13 protein-coding genes are annotated in these 17468 nt (G+C 56.7%); 12 read left to right on the top strand and 1 reads right to left on the bottom strand.

Annotation, left to right across the window (positions count from 1 at the left end):
* Positions 1 to 3: 3 nt before the first annotated feature.
* Entirely contained in the window at positions 4 to 261 is a 258-nt protein-coding gene (locus tag B0D78_RS12615; RefSeq protein WP_143521852.1) for a hypothetical protein, read from the bottom strand.
* A gap of 275 nt (positions 262 to 536) precedes the next feature.
* Here B0D78_RS12615 and nifJ point away from each other — a divergent pair, with 275 nt between their 5' ends.
* The 12 genes from nifJ (at position 537) to B0D78_RS11345 (ending at position 17291) form a co-directional block, all read left to right on the top strand.
* The gene (nifJ, locus tag B0D78_RS11285; RefSeq protein WP_078017051.1) at positions 537 to 4103 is read left to right on the top strand and encodes a pyruvate:ferredoxin (flavodoxin) oxidoreductase; all 3567 of its coding nucleotides are present in this window, start codon (positions 537 to 539) and stop codon (positions 4101 to 4103) included.
* Positions 4104 to 4675: 572 nt separating this feature from the next.
* The gene (locus B0D78_RS11295) at positions 4676 to 5260 is read left to right on the top strand and encodes a hypothetical protein (protein WP_078017053.1); all 585 of its coding nucleotides are present in this window, start codon (positions 4676 to 4678) and stop codon (positions 5258 to 5260) included.
* 1 nt (position 5261) lies between these two features.
* Positions 5262 to 6182, top strand: a complete 921-nt coding sequence (locus B0D78_RS11300; protein WP_078017054.1) for a Ppx/GppA phosphatase family protein — start codon at positions 5262 to 5264, stop codon at positions 6180 to 6182.
* Positions 6183 to 6249: 67 nt separating this feature from the next.
* The gene (locus B0D78_RS11305; RefSeq protein WP_078017055.1) at positions 6250 to 7209 is read left to right on the top strand and encodes a tripartite tricarboxylate transporter substrate binding protein; all 960 of its coding nucleotides are present in this window, start codon (positions 6250 to 6252) and stop codon (positions 7207 to 7209) included.
* Positions 7210 to 7295: 86 nt separating this feature from the next.
* Entirely contained in the window at positions 7296 to 7874 is a 579-nt protein-coding gene (locus B0D78_RS11310) for a tripartite tricarboxylate transporter TctB family protein (protein ID WP_143521854.1), read from the top strand.
* A gap of 15 nt (positions 7875 to 7889) precedes the next feature.
* Positions 7890 to 9386: a tripartite tricarboxylate transporter permease gene (locus B0D78_RS11315; protein WP_078017057.1), complete on the top strand. Its 1497-nt coding sequence runs from the start codon at positions 7890 to 7892 to the stop codon at positions 9384 to 9386.
* 47 nt (positions 9387 to 9433) lie between these two features.
* The gene (locus B0D78_RS11320; RefSeq protein ID WP_078017058.1) at positions 9434 to 11077 is read left to right on the top strand and encodes a Na/Pi cotransporter family protein; all 1644 of its coding nucleotides are present in this window, start codon (positions 9434 to 9436) and stop codon (positions 11075 to 11077) included.
* Positions 11067 to 11837 carry a phosphate signaling complex PhoU family protein gene (locus B0D78_RS11325; protein WP_078017059.1) on the top strand — a complete coding sequence of 257 codons (771 nt, stop codon included), beginning with the start codon at positions 11067 to 11069 and terminating at the stop codon, positions 11835 to 11837. Before B0D78_RS11320 ends, B0D78_RS11325 begins: the two co-directional genes overlap by 11 nt.
* A gap of 501 nt (positions 11838 to 12338) precedes the next feature.
* Positions 12339 to 13799 (top strand): LysM peptidoglycan-binding domain-containing M23 family metallopeptidase, encoded by a 1461-nt coding sequence (locus tag B0D78_RS11330; protein ID WP_143521856.1) that lies wholly within the window; start codon positions 12339 to 12341, stop codon positions 13797 to 13799.
* A gap of 30 nt (positions 13800 to 13829) precedes the next feature.
* A complete protein-coding gene (locus B0D78_RS11335; RefSeq protein ID WP_078017061.1) occupies positions 13830 to 14891 on the top strand; it encodes a hypothetical protein in 1062 nt (353 codons plus the stop codon).
* Positions 14892 to 14904: 13 nt separating this feature from the next.
* Positions 14905 to 15459 (top strand): hypothetical protein, encoded by a 555-nt coding sequence (locus tag B0D78_RS11340; RefSeq protein ID WP_205948321.1) that lies wholly within the window; start codon positions 14905 to 14907, stop codon positions 15457 to 15459.
* Entirely contained in the window at positions 15456 to 17291 is a 1836-nt protein-coding gene (locus tag B0D78_RS11345; protein ID WP_078017063.1) for an LPS-assembly protein LptD, read from the top strand. Before B0D78_RS11340 ends, B0D78_RS11345 begins: the two co-directional genes overlap by 4 nt.
* Positions 17292 to 17468: the final 177 nt, after the last annotated feature.

Here is a 17468-nt window from a genome sequence, read left to right on the forward strand (position 1 = left end):
CGCTTAAAAATCTTCGTTCAAAAATCGCCGGCCCGCTGCGGAAAATCCTTCCCGCTGCAGACCGGCTTTTTTGTAAACGTTGCTCGCTTGGCCTTTTGATGTTTCTCTTGTCCTCTTTGGCTGTCCTCTTTGGCTTTCTTTCGCCTTCTTTAGTTTTCTCTTGTTTTCGCTGTCGGCGGATGGGCCCTCCATGTCAGGGAACTCCGCCGATTTTTTTGTTTCTTGGGCTAATCCTGTATTTTTCTGTGCTTGCTTCATCATGATGAAAAATACAGTATACAAAAATCAATTTTGCCCGATAATTTTTTTTCGATGTTTTTCTTTTAAGATAAATCACAAACTTTTATTGCATTCGTGATAGAATTTGAATCACATAGGGGAATTGCTGTGTCTTTTATGTGGTCGTCGTAACGTGGGCTTCGAGGGAGAGTGTGTTGGTTTCACGGCTGGATGGGGTTGCAAAGGGAAAAGGGTGAATCCCTTTCGATTTTTATCGATACAGCAGATCCTAATTATCATCAAGGGGGAGTTTCGAAATGGCAAAACGTTGGAAGACTATGGATGGCAATATGGCCGCAGCGCACGTCAGTTATGCGTTCACTGAGGTCGCCGCGATTTATCCCATTACGCCTTCTTCGCCGATGGCCGAAGACTGCGACGAATGGGCGGCCCAGGGGAGAAAGAATATTTTTGGCAGGGTCGTCGAGATCTCGGAAATGCAGTCCGAAGCGGGCGCGTCAGGCGCTGTGCACGGTTCTTTGAGCGCCGGATCCTTGACGACGACTTTTACGGCTTCGCAGGGATTGCTGTTGATGATCCCCAATATGTATAAAATCGCCGGCGAACGCCTGCCTGCCGTTTTCGACGTCAGCGCCCGTGCCCTGGCGACGCATGCCCTCTCGATCTTTGGCGACCATGGCGACGTGATGGCTTGTCGCGGCACAGGATTTGCGATGTTGGCTTCCTCCAGCGTACAGGAAACCATGGATCTGACCGCCGTTTCTCATCTGACGGCCATCAAGGCGCGCGTGCCTTTCCTGAACTTTTTCGACGGCTTCCGCACTTCGCACGAGGTCCAGAAGATCGAGGTGCTGGACTACGACGATCTGGCGAAGCTGGTCGATTATGACGCGATTGCCGAGTTCAAGGCCGACTCTTTGAATCCCGAGCATCCTTACACCAAGGGGACCGCGCAGAATCCGGACATTTTCTTCCAGGCGCGCGAAGCCTGCAACCGTTTTTACGATGAGCTGCCCGAGACGGTCGCGCAGTACATGGAGCAGATTTCCGCTCTGACGGGACGCGAGTACCATCCGTTCAACTACTACGGCGATCCCGAAGCGGAACGGGTGATCGTCTGCATGGGTTCCGCCTGTCAGGCGGCCGAGGAAACGGTCGATTACCTGATGGCCCGCGGCGAGAAGGTTGGTCTGGTCATCGTCCATCTGTATCGTCCGTTCAGTCCCAAATATTTCTTCAGGGGCCTTCCGGCCACTGTCAAAAAGATCGCCGTGCTCGACCGCTGCAAAGAACCGGGCGCGTTGGGCGAACCTCTGTATCAGGACGTTTGCGCTCTGTTCGAGGAATACGCCGAAGCCGAGCGTCCGCTGGTCGTCGGCGGCCGTTACGGCTTGGGTTCCAAGGACACGACGCCGACGCAGATCAAGGCGGTGTTCGACAATCTGAAGAACTACAAGCCGGTCAATCATTTCACGGTCGGCATCAACGACGACGTGACCTATCATTCGCTGCCTCTGGGCGAGACGGTCAATGCCGCTCCGGAAGGAACGATCCGCTGCAAGTTCTGGGGCCTCGGTTCCGACGGCACGGTCGGCGCCAACAAGAACGCCATCAAGATCATCGGCGACAACACCGATCTCTATGCCCAGGGCTATTTCTCTTACGACTCCAAGAAGTCGGGCGGCATCACCGTTTCGCACCTCCGCTTCGGCAAAAAGCCCATCAAGTCGACCTATCTCATCGAGAACGCCGACTTTGTGGCCTGCCACAAGCAGGAGTATCTGCACCAGTATGATGTGACTGCCGGCTTGAAGAAGGGCGGCGTGTTCCTTCTGAATACGCAGTGGACCGGCATGGATGCCCTCGAAGCCAATGTCCCGGCCAAGGTCAAGCGTTATCTGGCCAAGAACGACATTCAGTTCTACGTGATCGACGGTACGGACATCGCTCAGAAAATCGGCCTGGGCAACCGCACCAACATGGTCATGATGTCGGCCTTCTTCAAGCTGGCCAACGTCATTCCCATGGAAGACGCCGTCAAGTACATGAAAGACGCCATTCAGAAGTCCTACGGCCGCAAAGGCGAAGATATTATCAACATGAACAATGCGGCGGTCGATCAGGGCTACGGCGCTCTGAAGAAGATCGATATCCCCGCGGCCTGGGCCGAGGCGGCCGACGCTCCCAAGACCGAAGCTGCCGGTTGCTGCGAAGAGCGTCCTGATTTCATCAGGGATATCGTCGATCCGATTAACGCTCAGGAAGGCGACAAACTGCCCGTCAGCGCTTTTGTCGGCATCGAGGACGGACGCTTCCCCAACGGCACTTCCGCTTTCGAGAAGCGCGGCGTTGCCGTTTTCGTTCCCGAGTGGAACAAGGACAAGTGCATCCAGTGCAACCAGTGCTCGATGGTGTGCCCGCACGCGACCATTCGCCCCGTGCTGCTCGACGAGGACGAAGCCGCTCACAAGCCGGCCGGTTTCGAGACGCTGCCGGTGAAGGCGCCCAAGGAACTTGCCGGCCTTCAATTCCGCATTCAGGTCAGCCCGCTTGACTGCCTTGGCTGCGGCAACTGCGCCGATATCTGCCCCGTAAAGGCTCTGGAGATGAAACCGCTGGCCTCTCAGATGGCTCAGGCGGAGAACTGGCATTTTGGCATCGACCATGTCAGCGACAAGTCCGACCGCGTCAACACTCACAATATGAAGAACAGCCAGTTCGCCACGCCCTACTTCGAGTTCTCGGGGGCCTGCGCCGGCTGCGGCGAGACGCCGTACGCCAAGCTGGTCACGCAGCTTTTCGGCGACCGCATGATGATCGCCAACGCCACGGGCTGCTCGTCCATTTGGGGCGCTTCCGCTCCCAGCATGCCCTACACGACCAACGCTCTTGGACAGGGCCCCGCCTGGGCGAACTCTCTGTTCGAGGACAATGCCGAATACGGCTACGGCATGGCCATGTCCGTCAAGAACAGCCGCAACGATCTGACGGCCAATGTCGAAGCGCTGCTTGCATCCGACACGCTGCCCGAAGAAGTTCGCAAGGCGCTGCAGGGTTGGTACGACGTTCGCAACGACGCAGCCGGCAGCAAGGCCGCAGCCGAGGCGGTGTACGAAGTGCTCGACTGCGATCTCGGCGACGAAGAACTGAACGCCAAATTGGCTCGCGTCGGCGACCTGGCCGATTATCTCGTCAAGAAGTCCATCTGGATCTTCGGCGGCGACGGCTGGGCGTACGACATCGGTTTCGGCGGTCTGGATCACGTCCTTGCCAGCGGCGAGAACGTCAACGTTCTTGTCTTCGACACCGAGGTGTATTCCAACACGGGCGGTCAGTCCTCCAAGTCCACGCCCACTTCTGCTGTCGCCAAGTTTGCCGCGGCCGGCAAGAAGGTTGCCAAGAAGGATCTTGGACGTATCGCCATGACCTATGGTTACGTCTATGTGGCTCAGTGTGCCATGGGCGCCGACAAGAACCAGCTGGTCAAGGTGCTGAGCGAGGCAGAGGCTTACGACGGTCCGTCGCTGATCATCTGCTATGCGCCCTGCATCAACCATGGTCTGAGGGCCGGCATGGGCAAGAGCCAGGAGCAGGAGAAGAAGGCCGTGGAAGCCGGTTACTGGCATCTGTATCACTACAACCCCGAGCTCGAAGAACAAGGAAAGAATCCTTTCGTCCTCGATTCCAAGGAGCCCAAAGCTTCGTTCCGCGACTTCCTGATGAGCGAGAGCCGTTACACTTCGCTGGCCAAGACGAATCCCGAAATGGCCGAGCAGCTCTATGCAAAGGCCGAGCGCGACGCCAAGAGACGTTATTGCGTGTACAAGAGTCTGGCTGAAGCTAAGCCTCTTGAAGCGGAATGACTTTAACGAATCATGATGTGCACAAAGGCAGGAGCCGAGATCTTCGGCTCTTGCCTTTGCTGTAATTTGGATCGTTTTTTGTGGAACGGTTTTATGCTGTACTGATTTTCAATTAAAAACAGATTTATAAAAGGCGTGCTTGAAAATGCCGCGTCTCGAAGAGCGTTAGGCCTTTGAGGAACGACATCGCGCAGTTTCCGATGCGCCTTTGCTGCCATAAAAGCCGTGCCCTTCTTAAGGAAAAACGGTATGACTCGCATCGTAGATTTTCATCGGCCGATTTGCGTCCCGGTGGTTCCGCGTTTTTATCGGCAATTGAAATAGATTCTTATGAGTTATATCTATTGATATTGTTATAGCCTCTAAGAACTATAAAGGTATTGACATCGCTTCATTGGCGAGTAAAATGACTAATCACGGAAAGCAAGCGAAATAATCTCTTAATATTTTATTTCGAGGATAATTTTTGAAAAAGAAAAGTCTTCAATAACTTTGGAGAATGACGCCGAGTGCGTGTCGGTAAGCTTTCTTTGTTTTGCGGAGACACGTCTCATGTCAAGGAGGAGTTTTGTATGGCGATTGTAGCGCGCTGGGAGTGGCGGACCTTTGGCAAGGGAGACTTCGGCGTCGGCGAGAAGACGCTGCGGGCCCTGCCGATGGATTCGAACAAGAGGACCGACGAAGAATACATTCTTTCCAGAAATAGCGACGAGAACGTCAAGATCCGCTTTGACCTCATCGACGTCAAATCTCTTCAGAAGGTCAATGCCGACGGCCTGGAGCAATGGCTGCCGGTTCTCAAGACGGGATTCCCGATCGCCGCGGACGAGCTTTCCGCGCTGGCTAAAATCCTCAAGGTGGAGCTGCCGGAACTTGAGCGCGCCGAATACACTCACGACCAGTTTATCAAGGAGCTCGTCGTGCCGCATAAAGATCTGGAGCTTGTTCTGGTGAAAAAGGACCGCGACATTTACAAGATCGACGGCGCCACGGCCGAGATCGCCGCCGCAGAATTCAACGGCGTAGCGTGGCGGACGATGTGCGTCGAGCATGAAGACCCGATCCTGATCATGAGGGTCGTGGAAAAACTCGGTATGAAGGGCGTGGAGAACATGAATTACATCCAGGCCATGAAGAAGTCGGTGGGGATCAAATAAGATGGCTCCGAGAAAAGCGATCATCGATGTCGGTACCAACTCGATCAAGTTCTGTCTGGCGGAAGGGACCGGGGCCGGCGGGTACAAAGTCGTCAAGGACGTCAATGACATTGTCCGTCTTGGCGAAGGGCTGAAAGACGCCGGCTGCATCGGCGCGGAGGCGCTGGAGCGCAACGCGCGGTCCGTGGCGAATTTTGCAGAGGAAGCGAAAGCGGCCGGAGCCGACGAGATCATCGCCGTGGGGACGATGGCTTTGCGCGTTGCCAAAAATGCCGCGGATTTTATCGCCCGCGTCAAAGAGCTCTGCGGCGTGGAGCTGCGCGTGCTTACCGGCGAAGAAGAAGCCCAGCTTTCCTACGTGGCGGTCATGTCGGGCATCGAAGGGGCCGCTGAGGCCGATCTGATGACGATGGATACCGGCGGCGGCAGCACGGAGTTTGTTTTTGGCAAAGCCGGCAGGCTGGTGAGAAAGTTCAGTCTCAACGTGGGGGCCGTCCGCTTTACCGAGCAGTACCTCGCGGAAATGCCCGTCACCGCGAATAAACTGGCGGAAGCGCAGGCGGCCATTGCCAAAGAGCTGACCGACGGTGGCGTTGCCGGTCCCGTCGCGTTCCTTGTCGGCATGGGCGGCACGGTCACCAGCATGGCTTCGGTGAAGCATCAAATGGCTCAATACGATCCCGACGTGATTCAGGGATCCACGCTGAGTCTCGACGACGTAAACGCTCAGATCGCAGACTATGCGGCCAAGACGCTGGATCAGCGCCGCGAGATCGTCGGCCTCCAGCCCAAGCGGGCCGACGTGATCCTAGCTGGCGCCTGCATCGTCAAGGCCGTTCTCGAACTGACCGGCGCCAGGGAAATGACGGTCAGCGACCGCAGCCTGCGGCATGGTTTGTTGTTTCAGCTCTTTAAAGCTTAAGCGGCCTCCGTTCTCTGGAAATGGTCTTGGGGACAGAGAGGCAACTGATGAAGGAGGGTGTTGTTTCGTGAGATTCCGTAAGGCAATGTCATGCGCTTTCGTTCTGTGTGCGGCGATGTTTGCTTCGGCTGCCTGCGCAGCCTATCCCGAGCGCCCTATCCACATTGTGAATTACGTGGCCCCGGGCGGACTGATGGACGTGACCAGCCGCAAGTTCATCTCTGTCGCCGCCAAGTACACCGACGCGACCTTTGTGGTCGAGAACGTGACGGGCGCCGGCGGGCTGGTGGGGCTGGGGCACGTGCTTCAGCAGCCGGCGGACGGTTATACGGTTTTCGCCCCTACGACCGCCGTCGTCAACAAAGTCTTGTCCTCCAAGAAAAACGAGGACGAGATGATCTGGAGTATGGAATGGGTCGCGATGCTGATGCGCGATCCCGAATGCGTCATCGGCGCCGCGGAAGGCGAGTTCAACACGTTCGAGAAAGTCGTCGCCGACGCGAAAGCCAAGAACGGCACCCAGCTGTGGAGCGGCCCCGCTCCCGGCGGCAACGATCATGTGCTGGCGACCAAAGTCTGGCGCATCGTCGGCATGAAGGCCAAATGGGTTCCCTACAAGAGCGGTCCCGAAGCCATGATGGGGACGCTGAGCGGCCAAAGCGTGGCTTACGTGGGCAATCCCGCCGACATGGCCGGGCGTCCCGGCTACAAGATCCTCGCCCTGTGCCGCGGCGAGCGCCTGCCGCAGTTCCCCGACGCGCCGACGTTCAAGGAGCTGGGGTACGAAGGGCTCGAGAACGAGATCATGTGGCGCGGTTTCGCCATCCGCAAAGGCGCGCCCGAAGAGGCCTACGCGTGGTGGGAAGAACTGAACAAAAAAGTCGCTGCCGATCCGGAATGGAAAGAATATCTCGAGCGCGACGGCATCGACGTGGTCGACTGGGGGCGCGAGAAGTTCACCGCGCAGGTCAGGAACGACGTAGAGAACGTCCGGCTTGCGCTTCGCGAAGCCGGGATGATCAAGTAAGCGGGCGGCACGGTATAAAAAGCGGTCCCTGTTTTGTGGTTCACGAAACAGGGACCGCTTTTCGAAAGAGAGAGGTGTCGATATATATGCAGTCAATGCAGGAACTTGCCTTGTCGCTGAACAATCCGCGCGGTCTGGTCGTGATCGCCGGAGTCTGCGCGGCAATCCTCGCGGTATCCGCGCTGTTTTTCGTTGTCTGCGGCAAAAGGGACCGGCTGGGCTCGCTGCTGGTGTCGACGGCTTTTGTCGAGCTGTCTGTCGTATTTATCTTTCTGACGAACGGCCTTGAAGAGATGGAAGGCATGGACAGCAGTTCGAAGCTGATGCCCTATCTGTGGTCGCTGCCGCTGCTGGTCGTTTCCCTGTTTCAGCTGTTTCGCACGTGGCGGGCCCCCCGCGTCAAAGCCGTCGGGCATGGGCGCGTCGATAAAGTTTTCTGGGCTTTTGCGATTGTGGCGGCGGCTATCTCGCAGTTCGACACGCTGGGGTTTTTCGTTTGTACGGCGGCCATGCTGGCGCTGCTGATGCTGCTTTTGGGCGAGCGGCGGATCCTGCTGATCCTGGGAACCGCGGCCTGTTGGGTTCTGTTCACGTGGTTTGTTTTCAACAAGGTGCTCCTGCTCGGTCTTCCGGCGGGAACGCTTTTCAGCAAGCTGTTCGTGTGACGGGGAGCGATGACGATGGAATTGTTGACGAACCTTTGGTCGGGGCTTCGCAATCTGATCGGCGCCGGCCCGTTGCTCATTGTCACCGCTGGCGTCGTCGTCGGCATTCTCGGCGGCGCGATGCCGGGCATGTCGCCGTCCATGGCGGTGGCGATTTTGCTGCCGTTCACGTTTGGCATGTCGCCGACGATGGGGCTGGTGATGCTGTGCGCGATTTATCTGGCTTCGAATTACGGCGGTTCGGTCACGGCCGTCATGATCAACACGCCGGGAACGCCGTCGGCGGTCGTCACGGCTTTCGACGGCTATCCTCTGGCAAAGAGCGGCAAGCCGGGCTATGGTTTGGGAATTTCCCTTGTCGCCTCCGTGTGGGGCGGCTTTATCGGCGTCGTTATCCTCGTGCTGTTCTCGGCGCCGCTGGCGAATTTTGCGTTGAAGTTCTGGCCGGCCGAATACTTCTCGTTGGCGCTGATGGGACTGTCCACGGTTTCGTCCATGGCCGGCCGGAAGTGGGCGGAGTCGCTGATGGCGGTGCTGCTGGGTCTTATGCTGAACACGATCGGCCTGGATCATGTCAACGGCGTGAGCCGTTTTACCTTCGACATTCTCAATCTATACGATGGATTTTCTTTTGTGCCGGCGCTGATCGGTCTGTTCGCCCTCAGCGAAGTTTTCGCCAACATCGAAGAAAACGATTATCGAGCGTATGAAGCGGCGCAGGAGCGCGTGTCGGAGTGGCCGTCGCTCGAAACTTACTTGGGGCTGAAGTGGTCCATTGTTCGTTCGAGCGTTCTGGGAACGCTGATCGGCATTTTCCCCGGCGCCGGCGGGACGATCGCTTCTTTTCTGGCGTATGACATGGAAAAAAGGTTGTCCAACCATCCCGAGACGTTCGGCACGGGAGCTTATGAGGGCGTTGCGGCCGCGGAGGCGGCCAACAGCGCCTCGGTCGGCGGCGCGCTGGTGCCGCTGCTGACGCTGGGGATCCCCGGCAGCGCCTCCACGGCGGTGCTGATCGGCGCGCTGATGATCCACGAACTGCGCCCTGGCCCGGAGCTCTTTGCGAAGCAGCCCGAACTGGTATATACTTTGTTCTCGAGTCTGTTTGTCGCGAATATCGTGCTCTATTTTCTGGGCACGTGGGGCAGCCGCCTGTGGATCAGGGTGACGAAAATCCCCAAGACCGTGCTTTATCCGCTGATCTTTGCGTTCGCGATCGTCGGCAGTTTTGCCGTCCGCTCGTCGGTGTTCGACGTCGGCGTATGTCTCGGCTTCGGCGTGCTCGGCTGGATTCTGAAGAAATTCCATTATCCGCTGTCGCCGATCGTGCTGGGGCTGGTACTGGGGGCATTGATCGAGACGAATCTGCAGATGACGCTGATCATGGGCGGGCCGCAGCTCCTCTATACGCGCCCCCTGAGCGCAGTGCTCCTGGCGATCACGGGCGTGATGCTTTTGGCGCCTATTTTTTCCGAGCTGAAGAATAAGAAAGCCGCGAAAGCGGATCGTTGAAATAGAACCGTCTCCTACGGTGAAGAGGCGGGGGAGGCGATTGTACTGTGCTGTATTTCACCAGCTTTGTCAATATCTTGGGAGGTTTGGCGCTGTTCCTTTTCGGCGTCGACCAGAGCTCGCGCTTTTTTCGTGAGAATATGAGCGCGAACGCCAGAAACTCGATGGCCCGTTTTACGAAGAAGAAAGCGCAGGCTTTTTTGTTGGGCGTGGTCCTTTCCGCGCTCACGCAGAGCAGCACCATCGCGACGTCGTTTGCCGTCGGATTCGTGGATGTCGGCATGCTGAGCTTCGCCGGTTCGTTGATCGTGATGATGGGGGCCAGTTTGGGCGGCACGTTCGTGTCCTTCCTTTTGAGTCTGAATCTGTTCGATTACGCGCCGCTCATGTTCGGCGTGTCCTATTTCCTCTGCAAGGTCAGGAATAAATGGATCAGTTCCGGATTCGGCCTGATTCGCTGCCTGGCGCTGATCTTTCTCGGGATGCAGGTTCTGGGTTTGGGTACGAAAACGCTTTTTGCCGATCCCGAGTTCAGCCGGCTGATGACGCGCTGGGCGTCAAACGCGCTGGTGATGGGGATCATCGCTTTCATCGGCTCGGGCGTGCTGCAAAGCAGCTCGGCCATCATGGCGCTGGGGATCGCCTTGGCCGCGTCGAACGCTTTGCCGGCGACTTCCGCACTGCCCATCGCTCTGGGAGCGCACATCGGTTCCACGACCATGGTGGTGTTGGCGGGCATGAGCGGTTCGCTCAGCGCGCAGCGCCTCGGCTATGCGACGTTCTTCTTCAAGCTGTTGGGGGGGCTGATTTTCTTGTGCTTCTTGCCCTTCGTCCACAGGACGTTCGTCTCCCTCGGCATCTCCGCCGCTCAGGAACTGGTGTACGGTCAAGTGCTGATCGCAACGTTCAACATTCTCGTCTTTCTGCCTTTCCCTCAATTTCTTACGTGGATCGGCGTCCGGCTTGTATCGGGCAGCGGCAGCCTGAGCGAACCCCGCTATATCGACGAAAAGATCCTGGACGTTCCCGAACTGGCGGTCATGCTTTTGTCAAAGGAAATGGGACGCCTCTCCAACTACATGGAGGCGTATCTGCAGATGCTGCTCGAACCGCAGCAGCGCAACGGCGCGCTTTTTGGAAAACTGCCTCGGGCGATCGCCGATTTGTGCGAATCGTGTCAGGAATTTGCCTATCATATTCGCGTTCCTGCCGAAGAAGAAAAAGTGTCGGAGGATTTTACGATCATCAGTTACACGATGTCGATCCTGCGCGGCATGTCCAAGCTGCTGACAGGATCGATCCGATCGCATCTGGAGTCGACGGCGGTTCATGACGCGCTCCGCGCGCTTCTGGGAAACGGCGTGTGGGAGCGCTGGTGCAAACTGTCGCGCAAGTGTATGCGGTCCGCTCTGTGCGCCTTTGTCATTGGCGAGAAAGGCCAGGTCCACGCGCTGGAAAGCCAGGAAGCGGAACTTGCCGGCCTGAGCAACCAGATTCGCCGTGAAGTGGGCGAGAGCACTTCTTACGACCGCAACGCCTCCCGGGCTGTCCGTCTGGTCTCCCTGATGCAGGGGTTCCTGGCCATGGCGAAAGAGGTGGCCGAGGGCGAAGAGTTCACCAAGAAGCAGGCAAGATATTCGACCGGAAGAGCTTTTTCCGAGTGGAAGGAGGGGGCTGTGAGTGGCGACTAAAAAGAGCGAATCAAGCGAGCGCAGCCTCGAAAATTATCTTTATTCTTCTGACAAAGCGCGTATGTATGCGCTGGTTCAGCAGATGACGATCGGCGCCAGAGAGGCTCTGGCCAAAGCCGTCGCGGGGCTGTGCACTCTCGACGTGGGCGCGGAAGAGGATGTTATCTGCGGCGACGACGCGATCGACGAGCTGGAAGAGCAGATCGATCAGGAGTGCCTTTATTCTATCGCCATGCGGCAGCCGATGCGCGAGGATCTGCGCTATGTCTATGCGGTCATGAAGATCATCACGGATATCGAGCGCATCGGCGATCAGGCGGTCAACGTCGCCGAACGGCTGAAAGAGTATGTCAACGATTACCACGGGCGCGCGCCGCTGCCCAAGATCGACGATCTGCTTGACGTTTCGCGCCGATGCAGCGAGATGATCGATGACTTTCTGGCCGCGCTCGATAAAGAAGACGGCGGCGTGCTCGCCGTGATCCGCGAAAAACGTCGCGAAACCGTGCGGATTTGCCGTAAATGCGCCGAGTCGTTGATGCAGCGTCTTTCTTCCCCTTATCTGTCGGAGACGCCTGCGGAAATCTTCATCGCGATTGACCTTTTTCGCCATCTGAAGCGTGTGGCCGATCACCTGATGAACTTGGGAGAAAAAGTTTACTTCATCGCGACGGGCGTTTCTCCTTTGACTTTGAAAAGACAGCTCGTCAGCCAGGGCTGCTCTCATGAAGATTCGCATCCTACTGAAAGCGCAAAATGAAGATGTGTCCCTCTCACGCGACTTCCCGATTAAAGCACTGGATCATCCCGGCGCTTTGAGGAGGAAGCCGCGAAGCGAATTGCGCCGATCGCGCGACAGCCGGGAGAGTTCCAGGTACTGAACTTTCTCGGAGCCGTCCGCATTGGATCGTTCCATGAAAACTCGGTATGAAATATGGGGTGGGGAGACGATCATCGTCTGTCCCGCCCCATATTTTTATACGCTGTCTCCCGCAAGCGTCCCGCGTTCTCCCGGAAGCGTCCGCCCCTAACGCGTTGGGGGCTCGGAATGGGATCGTTGAAATTTTTGGGAAGGAACAGATGAATTCACCGTCCGAAACGAGTATAATGGATGCGTTATCATGAGACGTATTGTGTCTTTCCTGATGCAGAATAAACGTTCCGCGTGATTGGCACCTTGAGAAAAGTATCTATGAGGAGTTGACGATTGCTCTTGGACCGATTGGACAAAAAAAACAGCCGCAGAGTTTTTTGGAGCTTGATGGGTTCGATGATTTTGGCGACGGCCGGCGCTATCTCTCTGGCGGTTTTCAAAGCCGAAGATTTGCCCGCCTATAAGGATTTTCCGCTTTCCGCTTTTTTCCCTTCTCTTGAAGCGCGTGCGGCTCTGGCTCAGGGGCAGATGGTCCAGCTTGAGCGGGAAAATACCAGCGGCGTTATCTCGCCGCTGCTTCCGGATTCTCCTGAATTTGAAGAGAGCGGCCTGATGCTGGATGAGGTCGTTCCCGAGGAAGACCCTCTTGGCGGCGGAAGGCTGGCGATCCTTCCCGCGATGAATGAAGATCGGTCTTTTGACCAGCCGTTGCCGGTGCACGATCCTTTTATGACGTTGTCCCTTTCGGAGCTGAGCAATCAGAAAACCGACGACGGCAGCGTCATTGTCCGGCTGCTGGGCGAGAAAGACGAGATGGACGAAGATATTGACGAGCGTCCTTGGCTGGAGCACACCGTCGGCCAGGGCGAGCGGATGGTCGACATCTCGCGGAAGTACGGGATTCTTGTCGCGACGATCAGCAAGGCCAACAGCATCAGCAATCCTGACCGGCTTTCGTTGGGACAGGTCCTCTTGATTCCGCGCACGGAAGACTTGCTGGAAGACGTCTTGGAAGAACAAAAGAGCCGCACCGAGGAAAAACTCGCTTCCAAACAGAGAGCTGATCCGGTAAAATACCGGAAGTACACGGTAAAGCCGGGCGACTCTCTGTGGACCATTGCCAGCGCGAATAATCTCAGCATCGATTCTCTTTATGGAACCAATATCCTCCGCACGCCGGATCGTCTTTCTCCCGGCGTTGTCCTGCGCATTCCCAATCAGGACGGATTGAGCGTCAAGATTGCCAAAGGGCAGACTTTGAACGCGCTTGCAAAAAAGTACGGCGTCGCCGAGAGAGCGATCCGCATGGCGAACGGATTGGCCGACAAGGTGGAACTGAACGCCGGTCAAGAGGTATTTATCCCCGGCGCAAGCCGGTCCATTGCCGTATATCGAGGCAGTTCGAGCGGCGGCGGCATGTCGCGCACGGCCCCTCCCGTTGCCAAAGCCGCCAGCGGAGCGGCGGGCCGTTTTTCCTGGCCGGTGGTGGGAAAAATCTCCAGTCCGTTCGGCTGGCGCCGGCATCCGATCCGACGTGCCAGGCTTTTCCACGCCGGCATAGACATACGCGCGCCCCGGCATACTCCCATACGCGCTTCGCGGGGAGGCCAGGTTATTTTCTCCGGCTGGATGAACGGTTATGGACGGACGGTCATTATCCGTCATGACAGCACGTATACGACTTTGTACGGCCACTGCCAGTCGTTGATGACCCGCAAGGGGCAGAACGTGAAAAAAGGGACCGTGATCGCCACAGTGGGGTCGAGCGGGCGCGCTACGGGGCCGCATGTCCATTTCGAAGTCCGCCGCAGCGACAGTCCGACGAACCCGATGAGTTATCTGCGCTGAAAACAGTGAAAGACAAGAGGAGCGAGTGACATGAAAAAAGTAGGAATCGTTTTACTTTTGTGCAGTCTTCTGGGAAGCGCCGCGGGCGCTGCTACGGACACGACGGCGGCGAAACAGATCGATCGTCTGGAAAACGCGATTTATGGTTCAGTGCGTTCAGGCGGTCTGATTTCGAGGCTCGACAGCGTAGAGAAGGATCTTTACGGCACGAAACTGCAAGGCACGTTGGCGGAGCGCGAGTCAGCTCATGTCGATTACCTTGAGAAGGGAACCGAAGGGCAGCCGTCGCTTCTGTACAAGATGAGCGTGGCCGAATGGGGCCTTGAGATTTCTAATAATGCCGATAAGCCGCTTATCGAGCGGATTCCCGTTGTTGAAAAAAGACTCGAAGGAAGCTCCATGGAAGACAAACCCATGGCGATGCGGGTGGAACGAGTGCTCGGTATGGTCGTCTCCGATCCCGTCGCTTCCGAGCCCGTCGAGGTTCCCGCAGGAACGGTCGTCCGCCTGCAGCTGATGGAAACCTTGAAACCTTCCGTCACCAAAAAGGGCGATCGGGTTTTGCTGAAACTCACGCATAATCTTATCGTGAACCATAGACTCGTCGCGCCTGTGGGAGCCCCCGCGGAAGGGATCGTCACGTCAGTCAAAAAACCGCGCAGTTTTGGCCGCCCGTCGGAGATCCGGATCTCGGTGAAGTCTTTGAAGACGCTGGGGGATCCGATTTTGCCCCTGAGCGAAGGCGAAGCCTCCAAAAAGGCGACGGAGTTTGAGGCCAGTTATGCGGCGGCGGCGGGAACGAGCCTTGTGGGCGCACTTGCATTGGGGCCGTTGGGGCTGGCGGGCGGATTCTTTATCCGCGGCAACGCCAAAGAAGTGCCGGCGAGGGCCATCATGTACTCTGAAACCGAAAAAAGCGTCTCGGTACCTGCATATCCGATCCCTGCCTCTTTGGGAGCGTTGGCGAACGATAAATATGTCGATGTCCTGAGCGGCAAAACCGTGAATCTGCAGAAAGTGAACGAAGAAAAAACGAAAGTGGAGGACGCCGCGGAGCCCCCTAAAAAGGCGACCGAGATTGACAACCTCTAAACAGTAAGGGACTTTGGAAAGGAATGGTCATGTGCGGCGGAATTGTATAAGAGCCCTGGTCGTCGTATTCGTTGCGCTTGCACTGGCCCTCTGGGGAAGAGCTCTGAGACGCGATCTCGATGTGATCGGGGCCCTTGTCGATACCGGCAAGGAATTGAGCTGGGAAATAGGCGGCGTTACCGCGGTTCGCAACGTCGGCAAAGACCAGTGGAGGATCAGCGCGGAGAAAGTTGTGCGTGACCATCCTGTGGAACATTTGAACAAAATCTCAAGCCAGATCATGGGGCCATCCGGTCTGCGCACGATCAACGCCCCCAACGGAACCTACGATCATGAAAACGGTACGTTGACGTTGCGCGATGCCGACGGAATATGGCAGCGCCCTGAGCATCCTTTCGAGTGGAAGACGCCGGAAGCTCGCTGGGAGCAAAAAAACGACGTGTGGAATTTCCCTCGGGGAGTGACCGTAAGCGGCGACGTTTATACGTTGGTCTGCAAGAATGCGGTTATGGACGGACAACGCAAAATATGTGTCAAAGATGGATGCATACGGTGGTGGAGTGAATGACGAAATATTCGACGTGTCTCGGGGGGCTCGTGCTCGCTTTTTCTCTGCTGGCGCCGACGAATGACGTTTGGGCGGCGCAGAAAAAGCTGCTTGAGGTCACGGACACGCTGCCTGTCGTCCTCGAGGCGGACGGCATCGAGTTTGACGAAGTCAATCATCTTGCCACCGCGCGAGGCCACGCCGTGGTGCGTTATACCGATCTGGTGTTCCGCGCGGATCGGGTGACGCTGGATTCGGAGACGAATGTGATCAGAGCGTTTGCCTCTGTCGGAAAGAAAATCAAAGTCCAGCGTCAAAATGCGGACACGTTGGCGGGCGACTTTCTTGAGTATCATCTGAATGATTCGACAGGATATCTCGAAGGAGCCGAAGGATCGTCGAAAGTTCCTTACGGTGCCGTTTACATCAAGGGAGCGCGCGTCGAAGTTGCGGATCCGCAGACGGCCCACGAGAAAAAATGGCTGCGGGGAAAGTATCTGCGGGGAAGCGCTCCGGACAGCGCTGTCGTGCGTTGGAACAGCGCTTCATATACGACCTGCAAGCAGGATCACCCCCATTATTTGCTTCGTTCCAAGAAAATCGTCATGGTGCCGGGGAAGTATATCGTGCTTCATCATCCCCGGGTTTATGCAGGTTCTGCGTATCTGTTCACGATGCCGTTCAATATGGTCGTCAATCAAAAGCCAAAAGCGAAAAACGTCGTGACGATCATGCCGAACTATGACAGCGACAAACACTTGGGACTGGAAGCGCGTTCGACCTTTTCCTGGGACGCCGGACAGCTTGCCCTCGGGGCGGGGATCTGGCAGGAAGGCATGTTCGAGTATCAGGCGCGCGTCGATCAACAGGTGGCCCCGTGGCTGTCTCTGTATGCGGGAGACAATCATCAGTACGACAGCAATACGGACGAGACCAAGTCCCGTCCCTTCTGGGGGGCGGCGCTGGCGCGTTCCGGCTGGGCCATGGACATCGGCTGGGCCCAGAGGGAAAAACGTTCGGTCATAAGAAAGCCTGGTCAGAAAGAATATGAAACGACGCTTTGGCGCGACCCGGAAGTGGAACTGACCTCCCCCTGGGTCGGACTTCATATTGGCGACTTCTCTCAATATGCTCGCTTCAAGGGAAACTGGGGGAGATTTCAGGAAACGGGAGTCAATCGAAAAGGGTATCAGGGCGATTTTATCGAGCGTTACGGCTGGGGGATCGATTATTACACCGAATATCCCTTTCGGCTCGGCGCCTGGACCGTCTCTCCCTTCTTCAAAGGCGACTACTGGAATTACGGCTATAAGAACGACGGCAGCGACCGCCAGATCGTGACGATCGGAACATTGGGCATCAGGGCATCTTGCGGCGGCTTTGAGATCGGCTCTGCATTCGAGCAGAAAAGGGTGTCGGGGCGTTCCGCGTTTGGCAACGGTTGGGACCGCAATTATGATACGGACACCTTTTATCAGCGCGTGGGCGTAAAGATCGGGCCTTCTCTTACGTTTGCGGTACAGGGAGTTTTTGATCTGACCGGCAATAAGAATGAACTGTCTTCCATGGGGTACATCCTGACTTACGACAACAGCTGCTGTACGCGTTGGGAGCTGACGGTGAACGACGATCTGACGGACAGCAACAACAACGACTGGATCACGTTATCCTTTGCCATCACGGCGTTCCCCGACAGCCGGTTCAAGATCGGCAACGAGAACTTGAGCAATCCCTTTGGGCGTCCCGGCGGTTTGGCTGTGCGCCGGCAGCGCTATGAACCGACCCTTATGGAAAAGGACGGCACGGAACAGGCGGAAAACGCGGAGATCGCGATGCCTGAATTCGATGTTTAGAGAGAGCTTTGTACAGAAACGATAAATCAGGCCATGCCGGTTGAGCTGTACCGGCATGGCCTGATTTATCGTTTGCGATCGATGAAATCTGAAAAACGACGCGAAGCGGCGTACTTTCTTGCCAGGGCAATCGCTTACGAAAACCCACTCGAGAAAATTGCCATTAAGCTCACGAGA

This window comes from Pyramidobacter sp. C12-8 (genome assembly GCF_002007215.1).
In the GTDB taxonomy this organism is placed as follows: domain Bacteria; phylum Synergistota; class Synergistia; order Synergistales; family Dethiosulfovibrionaceae; genus Pyramidobacter.

Coding starts and splice junctions, on each gene's coding strand:
- B0D78_RS11335 (WP_078017061.1), top strand. CDS start 13,830: ATGAAAAAAGTAGGAATCGTTTTACTTTTGTGCAGTCTTCTGGGAAGC.
- B0D78_RS11310 (WP_143521854.1), top strand. CDS start 7,296: ATGCAGTCAATGCAGGAACTTGCCTTGTCGCTGAACAATCCGCGCGGT.
- B0D78_RS11295 (WP_078017053.1), top strand. CDS start 4,676: ATGGCGATTGTAGCGCGCTGGGAGTGGCGGACCTTTGGCAAGGGAGAC.
- nifJ (WP_078017051.1), top strand. CDS start 537: ATGGCAAAACGTTGGAAGACTATGGATGGCAATATGGCCGCAGCGCAC.
- B0D78_RS12615 (WP_143521852.1), bottom strand. CDS start 261: ATGATGAAGCAAGCACAGAAAAATACAGGATTAGCCCAAGAAACAAAA.
- B0D78_RS11300 (WP_078017054.1), top strand. CDS start 5,262: ATGGCTCCGAGAAAAGCGATCATCGATGTCGGTACCAACTCGATCAAG.
- B0D78_RS11330 (WP_143521856.1), top strand. CDS start 12,339: ATGGGTTCGATGATTTTGGCGACGGCCGGCGCTATCTCTCTGGCGGTT.
- B0D78_RS11315 (WP_078017057.1), top strand. CDS start 7,890: ATGGAATTGTTGACGAACCTTTGGTCGGGGCTTCGCAATCTGATCGGC.
- B0D78_RS11345 (WP_078017063.1), top strand. CDS start 15,456: ATGACGAAATATTCGACGTGTCTCGGGGGGCTCGTGCTCGCTTTTTCT.